A 21,073-nucleotide genomic window follows, 5' to 3' on the forward strand; every position below is an offset into this window, starting at 1 on the left:
CGAATTGAAGGCTGTACCTTAAATATATAAGTATAATGAGTGATCATAGTATATCCATAGTTCCTAAAAAATCTAAATATTATGATAACATAGCCAAAGCCGAAGAAATTTTAGAATGGCTTATTTCAAAAGATATTGTAAAACCATACAATTCAGACTGTATTTTGTCTGACAAGAAAGGTTATGCAATTTCTAACGGTGCTGAAAAAATTACAGATTATCCAGATTCACTTCCATTTTTTTTAACGATTAACGGATTAGAAATTACAACTCAAAAAGAAGTTTTTCATACAGGCGAATCGGGAATGGAAAAATGTATTTGTCCTAATTGCAATAAAGACATTTCTCAGGAAGAATGGTCTTTTATTGATGATTGGTACAGTCAAGAGAATGACAATTCAATTTGTCCTTTTTGTAAGGATGTAATTGATATTCATCAATTAGAAATTATACCCGAATGGGGTTTTAGTAATTTAGGTTTTACATTTTGGAATTGGCCGGAATTGAAAAAAGATTTTATAGAAGAATTTCGGGAAAAGTTAAATTGTAAAATTAACGTTGTATACAAACATGTCTAAAAGGATTATTTTTTAATTCAAATTAAATACAATTCAATTAGATAATTTTTGAAATTTTAGTACATTTAAATAAAATTTTAAATTAAAAACTATGAAATTATTACTTAGACTCCTTGTTACTGCTGCCTTGGTTTTGTTATTGTCTAACCTTTTGTCAGGAGTTCATGTTGCTAGTTTTGGTACAGCTGTAATTGTTGCAGTAGTTTTAGGATTGCTGAATGTTTTTATAAAACCAATTTTGGTTGTTTTAACCCTGCCGGTTACAGTAGTTACACTAGGTTTGTTTTTATTGGTTATCAACGCTCTAATTATTTTATTGTGTACTAATATTGTGGGTGGTTTTGCAGTCGATTCATTCTGGACGGCATTAATTTTCAGTATTATTTTGTCTGTTCTGCAATCTATTACTTATAAAATACTGGGAGACGATAAATAAAAACAAATAGTACAGATTAAAAGTGCTTCAAATACAATAGATTAAAAACTTGGTTGGGTTGCAAAAATTTTATAATTTTGCAACCCAATTTTATTATGTAAATTAAAGAAGAAGATGGATATTAAAAGAGTAGCAATAGACGCTGTTAACGAGACAATTGTATTGAACGTTGTTCATATGGATTATAAAGGTCAAGTGGCAAAAAGAATAAACGAAAAAATGCCTTTGGCTACCGTAAAAGGTTTTAGAAAAGGACAAGTTCCTAAAGATCTTGTTGAAAAACAATACGGAAAAGCTATTAAACAAGAAGAAGTTAAAAAAGTAGTTGATTTGGCTTTAGAGCGTTTTGTTCAATCTGAAAGATTAAACCTTTTAGGGACTCCTCTTGCTAAAGAAAACGAAAACTTTGATTGGGATGCTGAAGAACTAACTTTTGAATACGAAATTGGTTTGGTTCCTAACTTCGAAATTGACTTAGAAGCTAAAAACAATATCGTAAAATATATCGTTACTGCTGATGATAAATTAATCGATGGACAAGTAGAACGTATCCAAAAACAATTTGGAAAAGCAATTCCTCAGGATAAAGTTGAAGCTGACTCTGATTTAACCGGAACTTTTACAAACGAAGAAAAAGGTATCAGTAATACAACTACAATTTCTGTATCTGTATTCAACAAAAAAGCGGGTGATAAATTCATTGGTAAAAAAGTTGGAGATGTTGTTACAGTAAGCACAAAAGGTTTATTTGAAGACGATCACCAATTAATGGATTACTTAAAAGTATCTCATGATGATGTTCATGGTTTAGATATCGAAGTAAACTTTACAATCGAAGCTATCAATGGTGCTGAATTGGCAGAATTAAATCAGGAATTATTTGATAAACTTTTTGGAGAAGGAAAAGTAGCTTCTTTAGAAGATTTAAAAGCTAAAATTAAAGAAGATGCTGAAGCTCAATTCGCGCAGCAAGCAGACCAGAAATTATTATTAGACGTTCAGGATTTCCTTATCGAAAGCACAAAATTTGATTTACCAGCTGCATTCCTTAAAAAATGGCTGCAAACTGTTGGAGAGAAAAAACTTTCTCCGGAAGAAGCAGAAGTTGAATACGCAAGATCTGAAAAAGGTTTACGTTTTCAATTAATTGAAGGAAAAGCAATGGCTCAAAGCAATATCCAAATTACATTTGAAGATTTGAAAGAGTTTACATCAGGCGCTATCAGACAACAAATGGCTCAATTTGGACAAACAAATCCAACTGAAGAAGAAGTTCAGGGAATCGTGGCTAGAGTTTTATCTAACCAGGAAGAAGTAAAAAGACTTTCTGAGCAGGTTGTAGCAGCTAAATTGTTAGATTTATTCAAAGAGAAAGCAAATCCAACAACTAAAGAAGTTACTTACGAAGAATTTATTGCAGCTTCATACGGAGAATAATTTCTGAAAAATAATTATATTTGAGCGTCAAGAGATTTTTCTTTTGGCGCTTTTTTTGTTTCAGGTTAATATTTCAAGGTTTTTAAAAACTTAGAACCTTAGAATCTCAGAATCTTGAAACTTAAAAAGAAGACATATTGACATCCTTTATAAAAAGGTATGACCTTTGCAGAGAATAAAAAATATACACCATATAAACGTAAAACTTAGAACAAATACATATGAACTACGGTAAAGAATTCAAAAATTTTGCTACAAAGCACCACGGAGTAAATGCCATGTACTATGACAAAATCATCAGCGCTATGACGCCGACGAATTTAACTCCAAATATTATTGAAGAGCGTCAATTAAATGTTTCTATACTTGACGTATTTTCCAGATTAATGATGGATAGGATTATCTTTTTAGGAACTGGTATCGACGACCAGATTGCAAATGTTGTACAAGCGCAGTTATTGTTTTTAGAAAGTGCTGATGCATCAAAAGATATTCAGATTTATTTAAATTCTCCGGGAGGAAGCGTTTACGCAGGTCTTGGAATTTATGACACTATGCAATACATCAAACCAGATGTAGCTACAATTTGTACAGGAATGGCCGCTTCTATGGGAGCTGTTTTATTATGTGCAGGAGCAGCAGGAAAACGTTCGGCTCTGCCACATTCAAGAGTAATGATTCACCAGCCGTCTGGAGGAGCACAAGGTGTTGCAACTGATATGGAAATCAACTTACGTGAAATGTTGAAATTGAAAGATGAATTATACCACATCATTTCACAACATACAGGACAGTCTTTTGAAAGAGTTCATAAAGACAGTGAGCGCGATTACTGGATGATTGCTGACGAAGCAAAAGAATACGGAATGATCGACGAAGTATTAAGAAGAGGATAATTTTTTTAAGGTTCAAAGTTACAAAGGAATTAAGGTTCAAAGATTAACTTGAAGCTTGAAACAAAATTAAACTTGAAACAAAAAAATAAATATTAAGCTGTAAGGAATTAAGTTTTTAAGTTTTAAATTAAAAAGCTCAGAAACTTAGTATCTTTGCAGCTTAGTAACTTAAATAAAGAATGGCAAAAGTAGTATTAGAATGTTCGTTTTGTGGAAGAAAAAAGCCAGAAACTAATTTATTAATTGCCGGTATTAATGCACATATCTGTGATAAGTGTATTGAGCAGGCTCACGGAATTGTTTTAGAAGAATTAAAGTCAAGCGGAAGCGCGAAACTGGTTGGAGACTTAATTTTAAAGAAACCAAAAGAAATCAGAGCATTCCTTGATCAATATGTTATTGGGCAGGACCAGACAAAAAAAGTAATGTCGGTTGCAGTTTACAATCACTACAAACGTTTAATGCAGCAGCAATTAGACGATGAAGTTGAGATTGAAAAAAGTAACATCATTATGGTAGGTCAAACCGGAACAGGAAAAACATTGGTTGCTAAAACAATCGCTAAAATGTTAGATGTTCCTTTGGCTATTGTTGATGCTACGGTTTTAACAGAAGCTGGTTATGTTGGAGAAGATGTTGAAAGTATTTTAACACGTCTTTTACAAGCCGCAGATTACGATGTAACCAAAGCCGAAAGAGGAATCGTATTTATTGATGAAATTGATAAAATTGCCCGTAAGAGCGATAATCCATCCATAACTCGTGACGTTTCTGGTGAAGGTGTACAGCAGGCTTTATTGAAACTATTAGAAGGAACAGTTGTAAATGTACCGCCAAAAGGAGGTCGTAAACACCCGGACCAAAAATTTGTTGAGGTAAATACTCAAAATATCCTGTTTATTGCAGGAGGCGCTTTTGATGGAGTAGAACGTATCATTTCGAAACGTTTAAACCGTCAGGCAGTTGGATACTCGACTTCTAAAAATGTAGACAATATAGATAAAGACAATTTACTTCAATACATTATTCCAAAAGACATCAAAGATTTTGGATTGATTCCGGAGATAATTGGTCGTTTACCGGTTTTAACGCACATGGATCCTTTAGATAAAGAAACTCTTCGTGCAATTTTAACACAGCCTAAAAATGCATTGGTAAAACAATATCAGAAATTATTTTTAATGGATGAAGTTGAATTTACGATTACAGATGAAGCTTTAGATTTTATTGTAGACAAAGCATTAGAATACAAATTAGGAGCTCGTGGATTACGTTCGCTTTGTGAAGCTATCTTGACAGATGCGATGTATGAGTTACCAAGTTCTGATGATAAAATTTTATCGATCGATAAAGATTATGCAGAGCATACTCTAAGTAAAAACTTATTGAAGCGAATGGAAATTGCTTCATAAATTTAATATCACTTTCTCAAAGTTTACAACTTTGAGAAAGTCCATTTTATAAACCTGTTCATTTATTTGGACAGGTTTTTTTATACTTTTTAAATAAGATTTTCGTTTCAGATTTTATGTAAATTGTAAGCATGAAAAATATGATTTTTGTAATTGGTCTGGCTTTTATTTTGTCTTGTAATCAAAAAGATAATAAAGAAAATTTAGTTTCTAAAAATGAAAACAAAACAGAGATAAATACAGAACGGGAACCCCGAATTGAAATTGATTACACGACCTATTATAAAGAAGCAAAACAGTATTGCAGCAGAAACAATCTCAATCAGGAAAAATTTATTTTAATTGATTTAGGGCTGCATTCCGGATACAAAAGATTCTTTGTTTTCGATTTTAAAGACAATACAATTTCAAAATCTTATATGGTAAGCCACGGTTGCGGCGATAATCCCTGGGGCGGCACTTATTCTAAAAACAAGCCGCAGATAAGCAACGAATTTGATTCGCATTGTTCCTCTCTCGGTAAATATGTTATTTTAGATCGTGGCGTAAGTCAGTGGGGAATAAAGGTCAATTATGTTTTGCAGGGAAAAGAAAAGAGTAATTTTAACGCCCGGAAACGTGCTATTGTACTGCATTCATGGGAAGCCGTTCCTAATGATGAGGTTTATCCGTACGGGACACCTGAAGGCTGGGGCTGTCCTGCGGTATCAAACGAAAGCATGAAAGAAATTGATGAACTTTTGAAAACAAATAAAAAGGTTCTAATGTGGATTATTAAATCGTAAGTTTTCAAGAGATCTTTTCGTGTAATGAAAATGAAAGGTTTAAAATAGCCCTGCTCTGCACTATATCTTTTGTGTCTCGTTTTTGAACGAGACACAAAAGATATAGTGCAGAGCAGGACTAAAAGTTCTTGTGAAAAGGATATTTTCTGCTTCTAAAGAAACTACTGAACTCTGAATTTTTCCCTATATTCTATTGGTTTCATGCCCACCATTTTATAAAATACCTTTCTAAAAGCTTTTGGATCGTTGTAACCTGTTTTTTCGATAATTTCTGAAATCGAAAGCTGGGTTTGTTCTAAATATTTTTTGGAGCTCTCTACTCTTATATTTTGAAGATATTCAATTGGCGGAATTCCCGTAACTTGTTTAAAACGGCGTGTCATGTTTCGGGCGCTGGTTGGAATATCTTTAGTAATCTCTTCCAGTTTTTCGATGCTGTGATATTGACTTTCAATTTTTTGCTGCAACATCGCGACTAATGTATCATTATGTAAATGATTCGGTCTGAAAGTGCTGAAATAACTTTGTTTGTATCTATTTAAATCAATCGAGAAAATCTTGGCAATTTGTACTGCAATTTCATTGCCGCAATATTTCTGAACCAAAAGAATCAATAAATGAAACGTTGAGGTAGATCCGCCGCTGGTATACAAACTGCCATCTGCCGTTAAAGTTTCTTCGGATTTTAATTTTACCATTGGAAAAGCCTTTGTAAAAGCGCTGCAAGCGTCAACATGGGTTGTTGCCAATTTTTCGTTTAATAATCCAGAAGCAGCAAACAAAAAGGCTCCAGTACAAAAACTCGCTAATTCGGCTCCGGACTGATGCTGTTTTTGCAGCCACGGAATGAATTTTTTATTCTTCGCAATCATTTCGCCCATATTGTCAGTCGTAAAAGCCGGAATTAAAATTAAATCTAAAGTTTTTGAACTTTCGATAGAATTGATTTCATATCCAAATAAATGTTCCTGATTTATCTGCTCAGCCGATTGAAAAACCATAATTTCAAAAGGTTTTTCGGTTTCTTTCGATAATTTATTAGCGGTTTCAAAAACTTCTAAAATAGCAGCTATGCTTAATAATTTATAGTCGTGAGGAACGATTAAACCTACTTTCTTGATCATGATTTTCTGGTTTTTAGTAAAGTTAATTGCAAAACAAATGTAAGTATTTTGTCTTAAATGCCCCTAAAATTGACTTTTATTGTATCATAATCAAAGTGTTAAAGATTTAAATTTGTTTTAAATAATTGTAACTTTATATATCATGGAAACAAAAATTTTTATAAATCTGCCCGTAAAAAATTTAAATAACGCAATATCATTTTACAATGAATTGGGTTTTTTAAGCGATCTAAGATTTACAAATGAAAAGGGCGCTTGTATCATTATTAGTAAAAGTATAAATGTTATGCTTTTGGTTGAAGAATTTTATGGAACATTTACCGATAAGCAAATTTGTGATGCTAAAACGACCAGCGAAGTTCTTATTGCTGTTTCTGTAGAAACCCGAAAAGAAGTCGATGAAATAATGGAGAAAGCAGTTAAAGCTGGGGGAACAGATTACAGAAGAAAACAAGATTTTGAATGGATGTATCAAAGAACTTTTCTTGATCCGGATGGGCATCATTGGGAATTTTTCTATATGGATGAAACTCAGATTCCGGATCAGATGTAATTTTTAAAAGTAAAATGATCACAGTTCAAAATACAATTAATGCATCTATAGATAGAGTATGGGATTTCTGGATTTCTCCAAAACACTACAAAACTGGAATTATGCTTTTGATGAATGGCATACGCCTTGTGCAGAAAATGATTTACAGGTACACCGTAAATTTAAGTACGAAATGACAGCCAAAGATAAAAGCGCAGGTTTCGATTTTGAAGGTGAATATACTAAAATAGAAAAATTTAGATTAATAGAATATAAGCTTTTAGATAACAGAACAGGAAGTGTACATTTTGAAGATTATGGAGAAAAGGTAAAAATCACAGAAATATTTGAACCCACAAAAGAAGATTCTGAAAGTATGCAGAAACAATGGTGTCAGAACGTAATTGACAATTTTAAAAAATATATTGAAAGTGTTGAATAAGTATAAATTTTAAATAGATAAATAATGATAACAGTACAAAATACAATCAAAGCACCAATAAATAAAGTATGGAATTTTTGGACACTGCCCGAACATATTACAAAATGGAGTTTTGCTTCTCCGGACTGGCACACGCCTTATACAGAAAATGATATAAAACAAGGCGGAAAATTCAAATCGACAATGGCAGCGAAAGACGGCAGCATGAGTTTTGATTTTGAAGGCGAATATACTTTTGTTGAAGAAAATAAAGTAATTAAGTATGTTATGGCTGATGGAAGAAAAGTCGAAATCAGTTTCAAAGAAACTTTAGATGGAGTAGAAATAACAGAAAGTTTCGATCCCGAAACTCAAAATCCGGAAGAAATGCAGCGCGGAGGCTGGCAGGCGATTCTGGACAACTTTAAAAATTATGTAGAGAATAATTGATTCTTTGATAGGTTCAAAGGTACAGAGTTGCAAAGGCTCAAAGGTTTTTCCCTAATCTTAAATTAACTTACATCACTTATATGGTTTAAAAAAAAATGTTTAACGAAAAATATCAAAGAATGACGAAACAAATATGGTTAAATCTGCCTGTAAAAAGCGTGGCAAAAGCAAAAGATTTTTTCTGGAAAATAGGCTTCTCTTTTAATGAGCAGCACGATACGCCAAGTTCAACCTGCATGGTTGTGGGTGAATCACATTTTGTAGTAATGCTGTTTGAAGAATCACTTTTTGAAGGTTTTTCGCAAAACAAAATTACCGACACAAAAGCAAGTTCTGAACTTTTGATTTCAATAGATGCAGAAAGTAAAGAAGAAGTTGATGAACTGGCTCAAAAAGTACAAGATGCCGGAGGAACTATTTTTTCTCCTCCAGCCGAAAGTCAGGGATGGATGTATGGCTTTGGCTTTGCCGATGTAGACGGACATCGCTGGAATGTTTTATTTATGGATTTTACTAAACTATCTTAATTATGGAAACTTTAGAATTTAAAATAAGAATTAAAGCCCCGGCTCAAAAAGTTTGGGATGTTTTATGGAATGATGAAACCTATAGAAAATGGACAAGTGTTTTTTGCGAAGGATCTCATACCATAAGTACTTGGAACGAAGGAGATAAAATACATTTTATGACACCAAGCGGAGAAGGAATGTATAGTATAATTGAAACAAAAACGCCAAACGAATATATGGCTTTTAAGCATATAGGTGAAATAAAAGATTTTAAAGAACAGCCTCTCGATGAAGAAACAAAAGAATGGAGCGGCGCAATGGAAACCTACCGATTAATTGAAGATGGTGAATTTACAGATTTGATTGCTCGTAATGATTCGGTTGAAAAATATGTCGATTATTTTAAAGATGTTTTTCCCAGAGGTTTGGAAGTAGTAAAACAATTATCAGAAGGAAGAGATTAGGAGAATAGAAGAAAGAGAATAGAAGAAAGAGAAGTGATTAAATTTTACAACTATTGCAAAGGACATTAACAATTCACAATTTAAAAAAATATCATGGCAGCAGTAAATCCATATTTAATGTTTAACGGAACTTGCGAAGAAGCATTTCTGTTTTACAAATCCGTTTTTGGGGGAGAATTCCCGTATATCGGAAAATTTAAAGACGCACCTGCAGAAGAAGGCGGAGAGCAGCTTTCAGAAGCAGATGCAAACAGAATCATGCACGTTTCACTCCCAATTGGGAATACTATTTTAATGGGAAGTGATACACATCCAAGATATGGAGATGTAGGTTTTGGAGATAATTTCTCCATTTCAATTAATACAGAAAGCACCGATGAAGCAGATCGAATTTTTAACGGACTTTCGGCCGGAGGGCACATTGAAATGCCTCTAAATAAAACATTCTGGGGCGCTTATTTCGGAATGTTCAAAGATAAATTCGGTGTAAACTGGATGGTAAACTTTGACGAAAACCAAAAATAGTTTTACCGCCGCAAATTCACGAATTATATAAGTATGCTGTTTAGAAAAATTAGTGAATTCGCGGCTTAAAAAACAAACTCACTTGTTACGTTATTTTAGTAGTAGCGTATTATTGTTAAATTACTTAAGAAAGCGCATGAATATGCACTTTTCCTTTGCAAAAAAAACAAGGATTATTCTTTTTTATCACCAAGAGATTGTCGATTTTTGTCGCTTCAAAATCAATAAAGATAAAATGGAAGTAGAGGATAAAGAAATTATTTTATTAAAAGTTTCAGGACATGATAAAATAGGAGTTACAGCAGGTTTAACAGCTGTATTAGCGGCTTATGATGCTAATATTTTAGATATCGGTCAAGCCGATATTCATGATACGCTTTCTTTAGGGATTTTGTTTGAAATTGAGGCAGGTTCTTCATCTGCACCAGTTTTAAAAGATTTATTATTCAAAGCTTATGAATTAGAAATCAAAGTTAAGTTTATTCCAATCTCGATCGAAGATTACGAGAAATGGGTAAAATCACAGTCTAAACAGCGTTATATCATCAATATTTTAGGCGAAAAGTTAGCGGCGTCACAATTGGCGGCAGTAACTAAAATAATGTCAGATCAAAATCTAAATATCGATTCCATTATCCGTTTAACAGGAAGAACTTCAATTGTCGAAAAAGAACAATATCCTCGTTCTTGTATTCAATTATCTGTAACTGGTGAAATCGTAAATAAAATTGTCATGACGGCAAGTTTCATGGAGATTTCCAGAACTTTAAACGTTGATATTTCTTTCCAGGAAGATAATATTTACAGAAGAAACCGTCGTTTGGTCTGCTTCGATATGGATTCAACTCTAATCCAAACCGAAGTTATCGACGAACTGGCAGAACTAAACGGAGTTGGACCGCAGGTAAGAGCTATTACAGAATCGGCGATGAATGGCGAAATTGATTTCAACGAAAGTTTTAAACAGCGTATGGCTTTGTTGGAAGGTTTGAGCGAAGATGTTTTACAAAATGTTGCTAAGAATTTACCAATAACACAAGGTGCACATCGTTTAATGAAAGCCTTGAAATATTATGGTTATAAAACCGCAATTCTTTCTGGAGGATTTACCTATTTTGGAGATTATCTGCAAAAAGAACTCGGTATCGATTATGTTCATGCCAATCAATTAGAAATTAAAGACGGGAAACTAACCGGGAAATATCTGGGCGATATCGTAGACGGTCAAAAGAAAGCCGAATACCTAAAAGCAATTGCCGAAAAAGAAGGAATTCACATTAACCAAACTATTGCAGTTGGTGACGGAGCAAACGATTTACCAATGCTAAACTTAGCGGGTTTAGGAATCGCTTTCCACGCAAAACCAAAAGTAAAAGAAAGTGCTTCAACCTCAATTTCAAGTTTAGGACTTGATGGTGTTTTATACCTTTTAGGATACCATGATAGGTATATCGATATGATGTAAATAATCATTGTCACCCCTGAGCGAAGTCAAAGGGCTTTGATGTCGAAAAGAGCTTCGATTTCGCTCAGCCTGACAATATTGAGGAAACCTTATCAGCTTAGAATCTTAGAACCTTAGAGTCTTAATAATGGCATGCCCCTCCGGGTCGGGCTATCCGTTTCAATCTTTTGTACCGAACCCCGGTACAAAAGGATTTCCACTTCTATCCCTCATGCGGCTTTAGTGGAATTTTCGTTTTAAAGCTGTTCTCTGGATTCCAATTCCTTTTTCATTTCTTTCAAAGTATTCATATTCATAATGAAAATAGGAAGCAATGCAATCGGAATAACATTAGAAGCGCTAAAACCTTTATTGGCAATCAGAAAAATGTTAAGACCAAATAAAAGAAGTAATACAACACCAAATAAATAAGTCACTGTTTTTAATGATTTCTGAGTTTTAACTAGTTCTTCGCTAGTCATTTCGCTAAAATTCTTTTTCATTTCTGGTGGATCAAATTTATATCTTACTAAACTGCATCTCTTTCAATTGCTCCAAATAATCCCTCTGATTCGAAAGTCGCGGAATCTTATGTTGTCCACCCAATTTGTCTCTTTCTTTCAGCCAATCGTAGAATAAATTTTCACGAGCAATATTAATCACAAGCGGATTAAGAGTCATATTATTGCAGCGTTTCGCTTCGTAATCAGAGTTTAAAGTCTGCAGGGTTTCGTCCAAAACTTTTTGAAAAAGACCCACATCCGCAGGCTTTTTCTTGAATTCGATCATCCATTCGTGAGCACCTTTTTCTCTGTCCTGCATAAAAATTGGCGCAACCGTATAGTCGATAACTTCGGTTTGTGTAACCTGACAGGCTTTGGCAATCGCCTGATCGGTATTTTCAACCATCAATTCTTCGCCAAAAACATTAATATGATGTTTGGTTCTTCCTGTAACTCTAATTCTGTATGGATTCAACGAAGTAAAGCGAACCGTATCGCCAATTAAATAACGCCATAAACCAGAATTTGTGGTAATAACAATGGCATAGTTTTTATTCAATTCAACATCGGCTAAACGAATTACCTTTTGATCTGGAGCTCCAAAAGTATCCATCGGAATAAATTCATAGAAAATCCCGTAATCCAGCATCAGTAATAAATCACTTGAATTGTTTAGATCCTGAATCGCAAAAAAGCCTTCAGAAGCATTATAAATTTCGTAATATCTAAAATCCTTACTTGGCAAAATTTTCTTGTATTGTTCTTTATATGGAGAAAAACTCACGCCTCCGTGAAAATAAACTTCCAGATTCGGCCAAAGCTCTAATAAACTTTGTTTGCCGGTATTTTCAAGAACCTTATTCATTAAAACCAGCATCCACGAAGGAACTCCGGCAAAACTAGTTACATTTTCGTTTTTAGTTTCGTTAATGATTGCTGCAATTTTAGCTTCCCATTCGCTCATCAACGAAGTTTTGCTGCTTGGCGTACTGCTGAATTCGGCCCAAATTGGCATATTTTCAATCAGGATTGCTGATAAATCGCCAAAAAAAGTATTGTTGTTTTCATAGATTTGAGAACTTCCGCCCAATCGTAAACTCTTTCCAAGAAATAACTCAGAATCTTCATTATTATTCAAATACAAACAAAGTAAGTCCTTGCTTCCTTTATAATGACAATCTTCGAGCGCTTCATTACTTACCGGAATAAATTTGCTTTTTGCATTGGTAGTACCGCTTGATTTGGCAAACCATTTAATAGGCGATTCCCAAAAAACACCTTGTTCGCCCTGACGTGTGCGTTCGATCAAAGGCTGTAGTTCTTCATAACTTGCAATCGGAACTCTTTCTGCAAAAGTCTGATAAGAGTTTATGGATCCAAAGTCATATTTTTTTCCAATAACCGTATTTTCAGCTGTCAATAATAAATTATGCAATAGTTCTTCCTGAACTTCATTTGGGTATTTTAAAAAAAGTTCAATCTGATGTATCCTTTGTTTCAGGACCCACGAAGCGAAAGAGTTTATTATAGATAAAGGCATGGAATATGGTATTGTTTAGATGTTAGTTTTTGCCATAGCAGACAAAATCAGGAAACTTAAAATTTGAATATCGCAATACAAATATTAACTTTGCTGTTGTATCAAAAATAGTGTTTTTTGTAATAAAAACCGCTTCAATTGCACTAAGATTTTAATCCAAAAAATGATTTTTCAAAAAAAAACAGAAAATAAAATCCTTAGCAGCAAAACTAAAATCTAATATCTAAAATCTACAATTTTAAACGAATGACATATCAAGGCGTACTTACCAAAATGCAGACAGAACTTGGAAACCCAATTCAATATTATTTAGTTTTCGAGGATAGTTTTCTCAACGTTAATCAATTGTTAGATAAAGAGATTGAGATTAATTTTGCAGGCTTCGAATGTTTAAACTGTCATAAGAAGAAAAAAATATTCAGACAAGGCTTTTGTTATGACTGTTTCTATTCAAGTCCCGCAGTAGGCGACTGGATTATTCGACCTGAATTAAGTACTGCACATTTAGGGATCGCAGATCGTGATTTAGAATACGAACAAAAAGCACAGTTACAGCCTCACGTTGTTTATCTGGCTTTATCAAGCGAAATAAAAGTAGGAGTGACCCGCAAAAGCCAGGTCCCAACACGATGGATAGATCAGGGCGCGACGCAGGCAATTGCTATTGTTGAGGTTCCAAATCGATATTTAGCAGGAATAACGGAGGTCGCATTGAAAGAGCATTATGCTGATAAAACAAATTGGAGAAAAATGCTCCAATGTACAGCAGAAGGATGCGATTTAATTTTTGAAAAATCCAAAGTCGAAAATTTAATTCCGGCAGAAGTCAAAGATTATTTTTACAGCCAAAAAAATGATGTTTACGAATTGAATTATCCGGTTTTAAATTATCCGGCAAAAGTGGCAAGTTTAAACTTAGATAAAAGTCCATCGTTTCAAGGTAAATTAGTTGGAATAAAAGGGCAGTATTTAATTTTTGAAAACGGAACTGTTTTTAATATTCGCGGTTCCGAAGGTTATGTTGTAAATATAAACGTCTAGTATAATCTCCCGTTTGTCTATCGTTATTGGGGAACAGTATAGTAGATTTTAACCGCTGTTATAATCACTCTATCTTTATATTTTTAAAGGTAAGTATGTGAATTATAATAGATTTGGTTACAATTTTGTAATAATTACTTATTCAAAGAAATTAATTTTAAAAATAAAAAGAGCCTAGATTTGAAGTTTGTCCTATCTAAGGCTTTTTTTTAAAATTAAAATGAAATTATTTAAATCCGTAATTATTAAATAGATGAGTATTTTAGGAGAAATAAACCGTTTTAGAAGAGGCGCAATGCGCGGTCTGACTAAAAACATTGGAAAACCAAAAACTGAACGCAACATTATTTTGGTTGATAAAACCGAAATTAAACGTGTTTTAATTTGCAGACCTAATGGCAGACTGGGCAATCTTTTATTGATTACACCTCTCGTTCAGGAAGTTGAAGAGACGTTTCCGAATTGTAAAATTGATTTATTCGTAAAAGGAGGCTTAGCTCCAATTATTTTTGAAAATTATGAATCAGTTAATAATACAATTCATTTACCTAAAAAACCTTTTAAAAGTTTATTAGAATATATTAAAGTTTGGATTTCTATTACAAGTGCGCCTTATGATATGGCCATTAATGTCGACCAAAATTCTTCTTCCGGAAGGCTGGCTGTAAAATTCTCAAAAGCAAAATATAAATTCTACGGAGATCTTGACGGCGAATTAGCAGAACCCAAAAATGATTATGACCACATTGCGAAATATCCTGTTTACAATTTCCGAACGTATCTAACTAAACTAGGATTGCCTAAAAGCAATAAAATTGTAGCTTCTTTAGACCTTAAACTTAACGCTGATGAACTTGATAACGGAAAGAAAATTCTAGACCTGATAATCGATCCATCTAAACGTACAATTTGTTTGTTTACTTATGCTACCGGAACGAAATGTTTTTCAGAAGAATGGTGGGAAAGCTTTTATTCTAAACTTAAAATTGAATATAAAAATTACAATATTATTGAGATATTACCAATTGAAAATGTTTCACAAATTGGATTTCAGGCACCAACTTATTACAGTAAGGATATTCGCGAAATGGGATCAGTTTTGGCAAATGTAGATTTGTTTATTGGGGCCGACAGCGGGATTATGCATTTAGCAAGTGCTGTTCAGATACCAACGGTTGGTTTATTCTCTGTTTCAGAATTAAAAAAATACGAGCCTTACGACAGCGGAAGTGTGGCAATAGATACAAAAAAATGTTTACAGCCCGAATATTTCAAAATTATAAATTCAATTTTAGAAAACGGAAAATTAAAAGCATACCCTAAAGCAGTATAAAAAAAGGCCAATCATTACGATTGGCCTCTTTTTTTTGTATTAATTTTTCTTCTTGAAAAGTCCGTTAATTAAGTCGCTTGCTTTTTTCGTAGCTTCCTGAGTTTTTTGTTCCTTTTCAGTTTTTGCAGCCTGCGTTGTATCTTTCGCTTTTGTGTTTTTGTTTATCAAATCAGTTAAAGCTGCTGCTCCTTTTTGAGTCAGTTTTTCTTTTTGCTGATTGGCCACTTGCGAAGCTAAACTCGTTACTGCGCTTTTCATATCCGTACTAACTTTTGGATTTGAAAAGTTACCTCCAATGATTGCGTTAATTGGAATGTTTTCCAATTTAGCAGCATCGGCAGGAGACATTTTTGCAATAAGAGCATTGGCTTCAGTTCCTAAATATTTAGCAGGAACATCAAGTTTTAAATTGTAGTTCATTGTTTGGTCAAAACCGTGAGTTCCTCCAACCGTTACTTTGATATCCTGATATTTAATATCGAAAGGTTTTACATTTACTTTTCCGTCATCAAAAGTCAAAGCCATTTTTAAATCATTTAAATTCAATTTGTTTAAATCCAGAAATTTAATATTTGAAGTTAAAGAATTTAATACAGTCGAATTTTTAGGATTTACCGTTGTAGAAAGTAATTGGCCTAATAAATCTCCGGAAATTGATTTTAAATCAGGGGTTAACTCTTTCTCGTCTAAATTCCCGTTTAATTTAATAGTCGAATTTAATTTACCATTAATGATTCCGGCAATCGGAGCAATTTTTTTCATCATTTCTAATTGCGTAAAAGTCTGCGCAATATCAACCTGGTTAAAGCCTAAATTCACATCAAATGTAGGGACTTTAGTTTTAGTCGAAACAGCTCCGGTCAAACCAATTGTTCCTCCAAAAATTGACGTTTTAAAGTTTTCCAGTAATGCTTTTTCATCTTTAATGATCAATTTCCCGGAAACATCTTTTAGTTTTAAGTTATCATATAAAACCGTTGTCGCTTTTGCATTTAAAGTACAGTTTAAAAATGCTGGGATTTTCATAGCTTCAGCTGGTTTTGCCGGCGTTTTTTGTTCTGCTTTAGCAGGTTCTCCAGAAGTCATAAAATCATCAACTGCCAGTTGGTTAGAACTCATGTTGAAGTTTCCTTTTAGTTCTTGTTTTTTAAACATAAAACCATAGAAATTTTCTAAAACTCCGTTTATAGCAATATCACTTTTTCCGGTTGTAGCATTAAATTGTTTCAGGTTAATTGTACTTGGGTTAAACTCAACCAAAGCCGTGCTTATGTTCATGGATTTATTGTTTTCATCAGTATATTTAAATCCTGATAAACTCATAGTTCCGGCATTTTTAATGTTTTGATACTGGCTTTTTTCTACAGAAGCCATATCAAAATTAGTTGTAACATCAGCTTTTAAAATACCTGCCAAAGGTTTATCCATTTTAATTGGATACGCTTTGGAAAGATTAGCTAAGTTGATTGTTCCTTTTAAAGCAGCATCTACAAGTGGATTTACTGTAATGTTTCTCACATTTGCTTTAGCGCTGAAAACATCCTGATCGATTTTAAAAGACAGCTTATCTAAATTTACATAAGTATCGTTTAAAATTCCGGTTTCGTTGATGATTTTAGTATCAATTACAATATTCTGAACTGATTTTGGCAGGTTTGGATATTGAAATGAAGCATTGTTTGATGCAATTGCAATGTTGAATGCAGGGACAGTTGTATCTGTTAATTTTCCTTTTGCAAAACCAACAACAGTAAATTCTCCGGTTGTTTTTACACCATCAAGACTTGAAGCGTAAGCAGAAGGAATTAATCCTAAGAAGTTGGTAAACGATGAAGTAGGCGTTTTAAATTTCAAGTCATAAACCTGACCTTCTTTAACCATTTGAATAAATCCGTCAAATTCTAATGGTAATTGGTTAATCAAAGCTTTGTTTTCCTTAAAAGTATATTTGCTTTGGTCTAAATCAATTCCTAAAATCGCGTCTAAAGTCAGTTTTATATTTTTCATATAATTGACTTTATCCATATCTAAAGATACGTTAGCCGTAGTTTTTGTATTTAAATCCAGTTTTGAATTGGTAAAATCTCCAGTTCCTTCATGATTTAAACTGTCAATAACCATTTTAATTTTTGAACCCTGATCAATATATCTAAAAGTGAAGTTCTCGATTTTGTAGTTTTGAATCTTCAAAGAAAGCGGACTGTTTTTATCGTCCTTTTTATCCTCTTGTTTTTTGTCTTTTAAAGCAATATCAAAATTTCCAACACCGTCTTTATTGAAGATAATGTTAATTAAACCATTTTCAGAAGTAATTCCCTGAATGTTTAAAGGTTCATCTTTTCCTTTAAAAAGCTCTTTAATGCTCATTTTAAGATTCAATTCTCCTAATGAAACCAAAGTATCCCCTTCAAAAGGTGCTTTGTTGATAATGACCAATTTCTCGATTCCAACTGCTGCATTCGGGAAGTTTTTAAACAAACTTAAATCAGCATCGGCAAAGCTTACTTTAGCATCAACGCTCTCATTGATGGCATCGGCAATTTTAGCCTTAATTTGATCTTTAAAGAAATACGGAATGGCAAATAATGCGGCCACGAAAACCACAAGGACAATGGCGGTTACTTTTAAAATTTTCTTTAACATATTTATAGATTTGAGGTTTAATTTTGAAAAATTGACTCTTGCAAAAATAGTTTTTTTATTGAACTACAGAGATAAATTTTTCTTAATAATGTAAGAAAAATAAGCTGATTAAAATAAAAAATCCGTTTGATACATTTCAAACGGATTTAAAGTATTTATTGTTGTAATTATTTCTTTATAAATGAAACAATCTTATTTATCAATGTTTCAGAAATGGGAAGGCTTTCATTATTATAACTTTCCATATTTGCTTGTTTATCGCCATCAATAATTTTAAAAATATGGTTCATTTTATCAATGATAACTAATTCAGCATTTTTATTGGCCTTCGATAAGTTTTCTGCATCTTTAACCGAAACCTGTAAATCATTATTTCCCTGAATGACTAAAATAGGAACAGTCAGTTTCTTGATTTCAATCTCTGGATCATATTTAAACCACGAAATCAAATACGGCTGAATGCTTGCCCTGAAAAGAGAATTTAAAAGCGGATCGACTTTCTTAACTTTATTACCGCTTTTTAAACTGTCAATAATAGGGAACGTCATCTCTTCAATTTGTTTATTTGATTTAGAAGAGATTTGTGATTTTAAAAGTTTATCGGCAGATTCTCCGGCTCCGGCAATCGAAATAAATTTATTGGCTTTTGCTCCCGCAATCATTCCAATTAATGAACCTTCACTATGACCAATAACCGTTAATTGCGTAAAGCGTTTGTCTAATTTCAAGAAATTAATCCAGCTTTTTACATCTTCAGTATAATTTTCGAAAACCAAACTCGACTCAGTAATAGCCGATTTTTTACTTTCACCAATACCGCGTTTATCAAATCGTAAAGAGGCAATTCCGTTTTTTGCTAATTCTTCTGCCAGCATTTTCAAGGAATTGTTTTTCATCATCGGATTATTTCCGTTTCTGTCTGTTGGGCCAGAACCTGCAATTATTAAGGCAACCGGGCATTTCTTTACATCATCAGGGATGGTAAGTGTACCGTAAAGTTGATCATTATTGATTTTTAAAGTTGCGGGTGTTTCTTTAAAAGTATCTTGTTTTGCGTTTTGAGCATTTATAATAGTCAAAAGCAGAAGAGCAGCAAACAGAAATATCTTTTTCATTTTAAGCGGCATTATTTAATGTTTATTCCAAAAGGCATCATTGCCTGAACTCCCTTTTGTTTTTGAAATCTTTTTACCTGTTCGATTAGTAAATAGTTTTCTTCGCCAATTTCTTCTTTAATGAAAGCTTCTTTAGATTGAGCGAAAGGCAGATTAGCCATTAAATCGCTGAATGTTTTTTCGTACTCAGGATAATTTTGTGTGCTGTAATCTTTGATTTTTGCAATTTTAGCCGCTTCGGCAACAGCATCATTTAAGCCGCCAATTTTATCTACTAATCCAATTTTTATGGCTTCAGATCCAGACCACACTCTTCCTTGTGCAATAGAATCTACTTGTGCAAAAGTCATTTTTCGGCCTTCGGCAACATGCGTTACAAAAGTTTTATAAATCTGCTCAATACCTTCAAGTGTAAAAGCTTTGAACTTTTCGTCTACAGGAACAAACGGACTGTAATTGGCTGAGTTTTCGTGTGTTTTTACCTGTTCTGTATTTATTCCTAATTTGTTTGCCAGCGGCGTAAAGTTTGGCAGTACACCAAAAACCCCGATAGAGCCTGTAATGGTATTGCTTTCTGCGAAAATTGTATTAGCGTTACAGGCAATATAATAACCTCCGGAAGCCGCATAATTTCCCATTGACACTACGACTGGTTTTACTTTTTTGGTAATTTCAATTTCTCTCCAGATTAAATCAGAAGTCAAAGCGCTTCCGCCTGGGCTGTCAATTCTTAAAACGATAGCTTTTACGTCTTCATTTTTTCTTGCTTCCTGAAGCGAACGGCGCATTGAACCTTCTCCAATTACGTTTACATCACCTTCACCGCTGGCAATATCGCCTTGAGCGTAAATAATCGCAATTTTATCATCGGCAATATTCGTTAATGCTGTGGTGATATTATTTTGTGTATAATCTAAAATTGAGATTTTGTTATAATCATCATCGCCTTTCACTTTCAAAGCTTTTTTGATGGCGTTGTGATATACATCTTCATAAGCTACAATGTCAACTAAATGCTGCGCTTTTGCCATGTCAGGAGTTCTTGCTAACAAGCCGTTTGCAATTTCGTTTAATTTATCAACCGGAATATTTCGGCTTTTTGAAATGTCGCTGCAAACTGTAGACCAAATAGAGTTTAAAAGAGCAGTGACTTGTTGTCTGTTAGCATCGCTCATTTTGTTTTCTAAAAAGGGTTCTACGGCACTTTTGTATTTTCCGTGACGAATCACTTCCATGTGAATTCCTGATTTTTCCTGAAAATCTTTGAAGAACATCACTTCAGACGAAAGTCCTTTAAAATCTAAATCTCCAGAAGGATTTAAATAAATGGTATTGGCAACAGAGTTTAAATAATATTCTTTCTGCGAATACGTATTGGCGTAAGCCCAAACAAATTTTCCTGATTTTTTGAAGCTTTCCAGTGCATTTCTCAAATCTTTATATTGCGCAAGTCCTAAAGAAGACTGATCGTTTAAGATTGAAATTCCTTTAATGTTGTCGTCTGTTTTTGCGGCTTCGATGGCATTAATCACATCGGTTAAACCCACTCCTTTTTTATCTGAAAAAACGGTTACCCACGGATCTTTATATTTTCCTGCGTAATCATTATTAATTTGTTTTAAGTCTAATTCGATTACTGAATCATTTTTAACAGAGACTTTATCGTCTCCGCCAAAGATGGCTCCAATTAGGATTACTCCAAAAAAGAAGATCATAATAAATACAAAAATACCAATAACTGTGGCAAGTACATTTCCTAAAAACTTCATAAGTATATATTTTTTTAATAAGTAGCGTAAAAGGACTAATTGTTACACTTTTTGCACATAAATTTAAATTGGTTCTACGTGCCGTTTCACAAATATATTGGTTAATTCTAAAATAG

Annotated in this window: 21 protein-coding genes; 15 read left to right on the top strand and 6 right to left on the bottom strand. The window is 33.4% G+C overall.

Translation table 11 applies throughout. The features are described from left to right. Window positions 1-35 precede the first annotated feature (35 nt). The 6 genes from L1276_RS11100 to L1276_RS11125 all read left to right on the top strand — a co-directional run bounded on the left by L1276_RS11100 (window position 36) and on the right by L1276_RS11125 (window position 5,544). Complete coding sequence (locus L1276_RS11100) at window positions 36-578, top strand: hypothetical protein (RefSeq protein ID WP_253787722.1); 543 nt, start codon at window positions 36-38, stop codon at window positions 576-578. A gap of 91 nt (window positions 579-669) precedes the next feature. Continuing rightward, a complete protein-coding gene (locus L1276_RS11105; RefSeq protein ID WP_253787724.1) occupies window positions 670-1,014 on the top strand; it encodes a phage holin family protein in 345 nt (114 codons plus the stop codon). A 114-nt stretch (window positions 1,015-1,128) separates the two neighbouring features. Further along, complete coding sequence (locus L1276_RS11110; RefSeq protein ID WP_253787726.1) at window positions 1,129-2,451, top strand: trigger factor; 1,323 nt, start codon at window positions 1,129-1,131, stop codon at window positions 2,449-2,451. A 221-nt stretch (window positions 2,452-2,672) separates the two neighbouring features. Continuing rightward, window positions 2,673-3,347, top strand: a complete 675-nt coding sequence (gene clpP, locus L1276_RS11115; protein WP_253787728.1) for an ATP-dependent Clp endopeptidase proteolytic subunit ClpP — start codon at window positions 2,673-2,675, stop codon at window positions 3,345-3,347. 179 nt (window positions 3,348-3,526) lie between these two features. Next, window positions 3,527-4,759 carry an ATP-dependent Clp protease ATP-binding subunit ClpX gene (gene clpX, locus L1276_RS11120; RefSeq protein WP_253787731.1) on the top strand — a complete coding sequence of 411 codons (1,233 nt, stop codon included), beginning with the start codon at window positions 3,527-3,529 and terminating at the stop codon, window positions 4,757-4,759. Between the two features lie 131 nt (window positions 4,760-4,890). Then, window positions 4,891-5,544, top strand: a complete 654-nt coding sequence (locus L1276_RS11125) for a murein L,D-transpeptidase catalytic domain-containing protein (RefSeq protein ID WP_253787733.1) — start codon at window positions 4,891-4,893, stop codon at window positions 5,542-5,544. A gap of 161 nt (window positions 5,545-5,705) precedes the next feature. Here L1276_RS11125 and L1276_RS11130 read toward each other — a convergent pair whose 3' ends face one another. Further along, window positions 5,706-6,668 carry a GlxA family transcriptional regulator gene (locus L1276_RS11130; protein ID WP_253787735.1) on the bottom strand — a complete coding sequence of 321 codons (963 nt, stop codon included), beginning with the start codon at window positions 6,666-6,668 and terminating at the stop codon, window positions 5,706-5,708. A 142-nt stretch (window positions 6,669-6,810) separates the two neighbouring features. On the opposite strand from L1276_RS11130, the gene L1276_RS11135 reads away from it, so the two are divergent. The 7 genes from L1276_RS11135 (at window position 6,811) to serB (ending at window position 11,034) form a co-directional block, all read left to right on the top strand. Further along, window positions 6,811-7,221: a VOC family protein gene (locus L1276_RS11135; RefSeq protein ID WP_253787737.1), complete on the top strand. Its 411-nt coding sequence runs from the start codon at window positions 6,811-6,813 to the stop codon at window positions 7,219-7,221. A 58-nt stretch (window positions 7,222-7,279) separates the two neighbouring features. After that, entirely contained in the window at window positions 7,280-7,642 is a 363-nt protein-coding gene (locus L1276_RS11140) for an SRPBCC domain-containing protein (RefSeq protein ID WP_253787738.1), read from the top strand. A 24-nt stretch (window positions 7,643-7,666) separates the two neighbouring features. Then, window positions 7,667-8,071, top strand: coding sequence for an SRPBCC family protein (locus tag L1276_RS11145; protein WP_253787740.1), 405 nt, complete (start codon window positions 7,667-7,669; stop codon window positions 8,069-8,071). Between the two features lie 119 nt (window positions 8,072-8,190). Continuing rightward, on the top strand, window positions 8,191-8,598 hold the full coding sequence (locus L1276_RS11150) for a VOC family protein (RefSeq protein WP_253787742.1): 408 nt from the start codon (window positions 8,191-8,193) through the stop codon (window positions 8,596-8,598). 2 nt (window positions 8,599-8,600) lie between these two features. Next, window positions 8,601-9,044, top strand: a complete 444-nt coding sequence (locus L1276_RS11155; protein WP_253787744.1) for an SRPBCC domain-containing protein — start codon at window positions 8,601-8,603, stop codon at window positions 9,042-9,044. 93 nt (window positions 9,045-9,137) lie between these two features. Further along, complete coding sequence (locus tag L1276_RS11160) at window positions 9,138-9,569, top strand: VOC family protein (protein ID WP_253787745.1); 432 nt, start codon at window positions 9,138-9,140, stop codon at window positions 9,567-9,569. A 235-nt stretch (window positions 9,570-9,804) separates the two neighbouring features. Then, entirely contained in the window at window positions 9,805-11,034 is a 1,230-nt protein-coding gene (gene serB, locus L1276_RS11165; RefSeq protein ID WP_253787747.1) for a phosphoserine phosphatase SerB, read from the top strand. Window positions 11,035-11,270: 236 nt separating this feature from the next. Here serB and L1276_RS11170 read toward each other — a convergent pair whose 3' ends face one another. Both L1276_RS11170 and L1276_RS11175 read right to left on the bottom strand, forming a co-directional pair. Beyond that, window positions 11,271-11,495, bottom strand: coding sequence for a redox-active disulfide protein 2 (locus L1276_RS11170; RefSeq protein WP_253787749.1), 225 nt, complete (start codon window positions 11,493-11,495; stop codon window positions 11,271-11,273). A 37-nt stretch (window positions 11,496-11,532) separates the two neighbouring features. Continuing rightward, entirely contained in the window at window positions 11,533-13,056 is a 1,524-nt protein-coding gene (locus L1276_RS11175) for a GH3 auxin-responsive promoter family protein (RefSeq protein WP_253787750.1), read from the bottom strand. A gap of 246 nt (window positions 13,057-13,302) precedes the next feature. Here L1276_RS11175 and L1276_RS11180 point away from each other — a divergent pair, with 246 nt between their 5' ends. Further along, window positions 13,303-14,097, top strand: a complete 795-nt coding sequence (locus tag L1276_RS11180) for a DUF2797 domain-containing protein (RefSeq protein WP_253787752.1) — start codon at window positions 13,303-13,305, stop codon at window positions 14,095-14,097. Between the two features lie 253 nt (window positions 14,098-14,350). Beyond that, window positions 14,351-15,430 carry a glycosyltransferase family 9 protein gene (locus L1276_RS11185; protein WP_253787753.1) on the top strand — a complete coding sequence of 360 codons (1,080 nt, stop codon included), beginning with the start codon at window positions 14,351-14,353 and terminating at the stop codon, window positions 15,428-15,430. Between the two features lie 39 nt (window positions 15,431-15,469). Here the strand turns inward: L1276_RS11185 and L1276_RS11190 are convergent, their stop codons facing one another. From L1276_RS11190 to sppA, 3 genes are all read right to left on the bottom strand, one after another. Then, complete coding sequence (locus tag L1276_RS11190) at window positions 15,470-18,073, bottom strand: AsmA-like C-terminal region-containing protein (protein ID WP_253787755.1); 2,604 nt, start codon at window positions 18,071-18,073, stop codon at window positions 15,470-15,472. A gap of 167 nt (window positions 18,074-18,240) precedes the next feature. Next, on the bottom strand, window positions 18,241-19,188 hold the full coding sequence (locus L1276_RS11195; protein ID WP_253787757.1) for an alpha/beta hydrolase: 948 nt from the start codon (window positions 19,186-19,188) through the stop codon (window positions 18,241-18,243). A gap of 11 nt (window positions 19,189-19,199) precedes the next feature. After that, window positions 19,200-20,957: a signal peptide peptidase SppA gene (gene sppA, locus L1276_RS11200; RefSeq protein WP_253787759.1), complete on the bottom strand. Its 1,758-nt coding sequence runs from the start codon at window positions 20,955-20,957 to the stop codon at window positions 19,200-19,202. Between the last annotated feature and the right edge of the window lie 116 nt (window positions 20,958-21,073).

Origin of the sequence: Flavobacterium sp. HSC-32F16, from assembly GCF_024171645.1 — a bacterium.
Classification (GTDB): domain Bacteria; phylum Bacteroidota; class Bacteroidia; order Flavobacteriales; family Flavobacteriaceae; genus Flavobacterium.

What these genes read in the sequence shown, in the direction of transcription:
- L1276_RS11190 (WP_253787755.1), bottom strand. Translation starts at nt 18,073, where the DNA reads ATGTTAAAGAAAATTTTAAAAGTAACCGCCATTGTCCTTGTGGTTTTC.
- L1276_RS11160 (WP_253787745.1), top strand. Translation starts at nt 9,138, where the DNA reads ATGGCAGCAGTAAATCCATATTTAATGTTTAACGGAACTTGCGAAGAA.
- L1276_RS11185 (WP_253787753.1), top strand. Translation starts at nt 14,351, where the DNA reads ATGAGTATTTTAGGAGAAATAAACCGTTTTAGAAGAGGCGCAATGCGC.
- L1276_RS11180 (WP_253787752.1), top strand. Translation starts at nt 13,303, where the DNA reads ATGACATATCAAGGCGTACTTACCAAAATGCAGACAGAACTTGGAAAC.
- sppA (WP_253787759.1), bottom strand. Translation starts at nt 20,957, where the DNA reads ATGAAGTTTTTAGGAAATGTACTTGCCACAGTTATTGGTATTTTTGTA.
- L1276_RS11175 (WP_253787750.1), bottom strand. Translation starts at nt 13,056, where the DNA reads ATGCCTTTATCTATAATAAACTCTTTCGCTTCGTGGGTCCTGAAACAA.
- L1276_RS11150 (WP_253787742.1), top strand. Translation starts at nt 8,191, where the DNA reads ATGACGAAACAAATATGGTTAAATCTGCCTGTAAAAAGCGTGGCAAAA.
- L1276_RS11155 (WP_253787744.1), top strand. Translation starts at nt 8,601, where the DNA reads ATGGAAACTTTAGAATTTAAAATAAGAATTAAAGCCCCGGCTCAAAAA.
- L1276_RS11145 (WP_253787740.1), top strand. Translation starts at nt 7,667, where the DNA reads ATGATAACAGTACAAAATACAATCAAAGCACCAATAAATAAAGTATGG.
- L1276_RS11100 (WP_253787722.1), top strand. Translation starts at nt 36, where the DNA reads ATGAGTGATCATAGTATATCCATAGTTCCTAAAAAATCTAAATATTAT.
- clpX (WP_253787731.1), top strand. Translation starts at nt 3,527, where the DNA reads ATGGCAAAAGTAGTATTAGAATGTTCGTTTTGTGGAAGAAAAAAGCCA.
- L1276_RS11135 (WP_253787737.1), top strand. Translation starts at nt 6,811, where the DNA reads ATGGAAACAAAAATTTTTATAAATCTGCCCGTAAAAAATTTAAATAAC.
- L1276_RS11110 (WP_253787726.1), top strand. Translation starts at nt 1,129, where the DNA reads ATGGATATTAAAAGAGTAGCAATAGACGCTGTTAACGAGACAATTGTA.
- L1276_RS11140 (WP_253787738.1), top strand. Translation starts at nt 7,280, where the DNA reads ATGGGATTTCTGGATTTCTCCAAAACACTACAAAACTGGAATTATGCT.
- clpP (WP_253787728.1), top strand. Translation starts at nt 2,673, where the DNA reads ATGAACTACGGTAAAGAATTCAAAAATTTTGCTACAAAGCACCACGGA.
- L1276_RS11105 (WP_253787724.1), top strand. Translation starts at nt 670, where the DNA reads ATGAAATTATTACTTAGACTCCTTGTTACTGCTGCCTTGGTTTTGTTA.
- serB (WP_253787747.1), top strand. Translation starts at nt 9,805, where the DNA reads ATGGAAGTAGAGGATAAAGAAATTATTTTATTAAAAGTTTCAGGACAT.
- L1276_RS11170 (WP_253787749.1), bottom strand. Translation starts at nt 11,495, where the DNA reads ATGACTAGCGAAGAACTAGTTAAAACTCAGAAATCATTAAAAACAGTG.
- L1276_RS11125 (WP_253787733.1), top strand. Translation starts at nt 4,891, where the DNA reads ATGAAAAATATGATTTTTGTAATTGGTCTGGCTTTTATTTTGTCTTGT.
- L1276_RS11130 (WP_253787735.1), bottom strand. Translation starts at nt 6,668, where the DNA reads ATGATCAAGAAAGTAGGTTTAATCGTTCCTCACGACTATAAATTATTA.
- L1276_RS11195 (WP_253787757.1), bottom strand. Translation starts at nt 19,188, where the DNA reads ATGAAAAAGATATTTCTGTTTGCTGCTCTTCTGCTTTTGACTATTATA.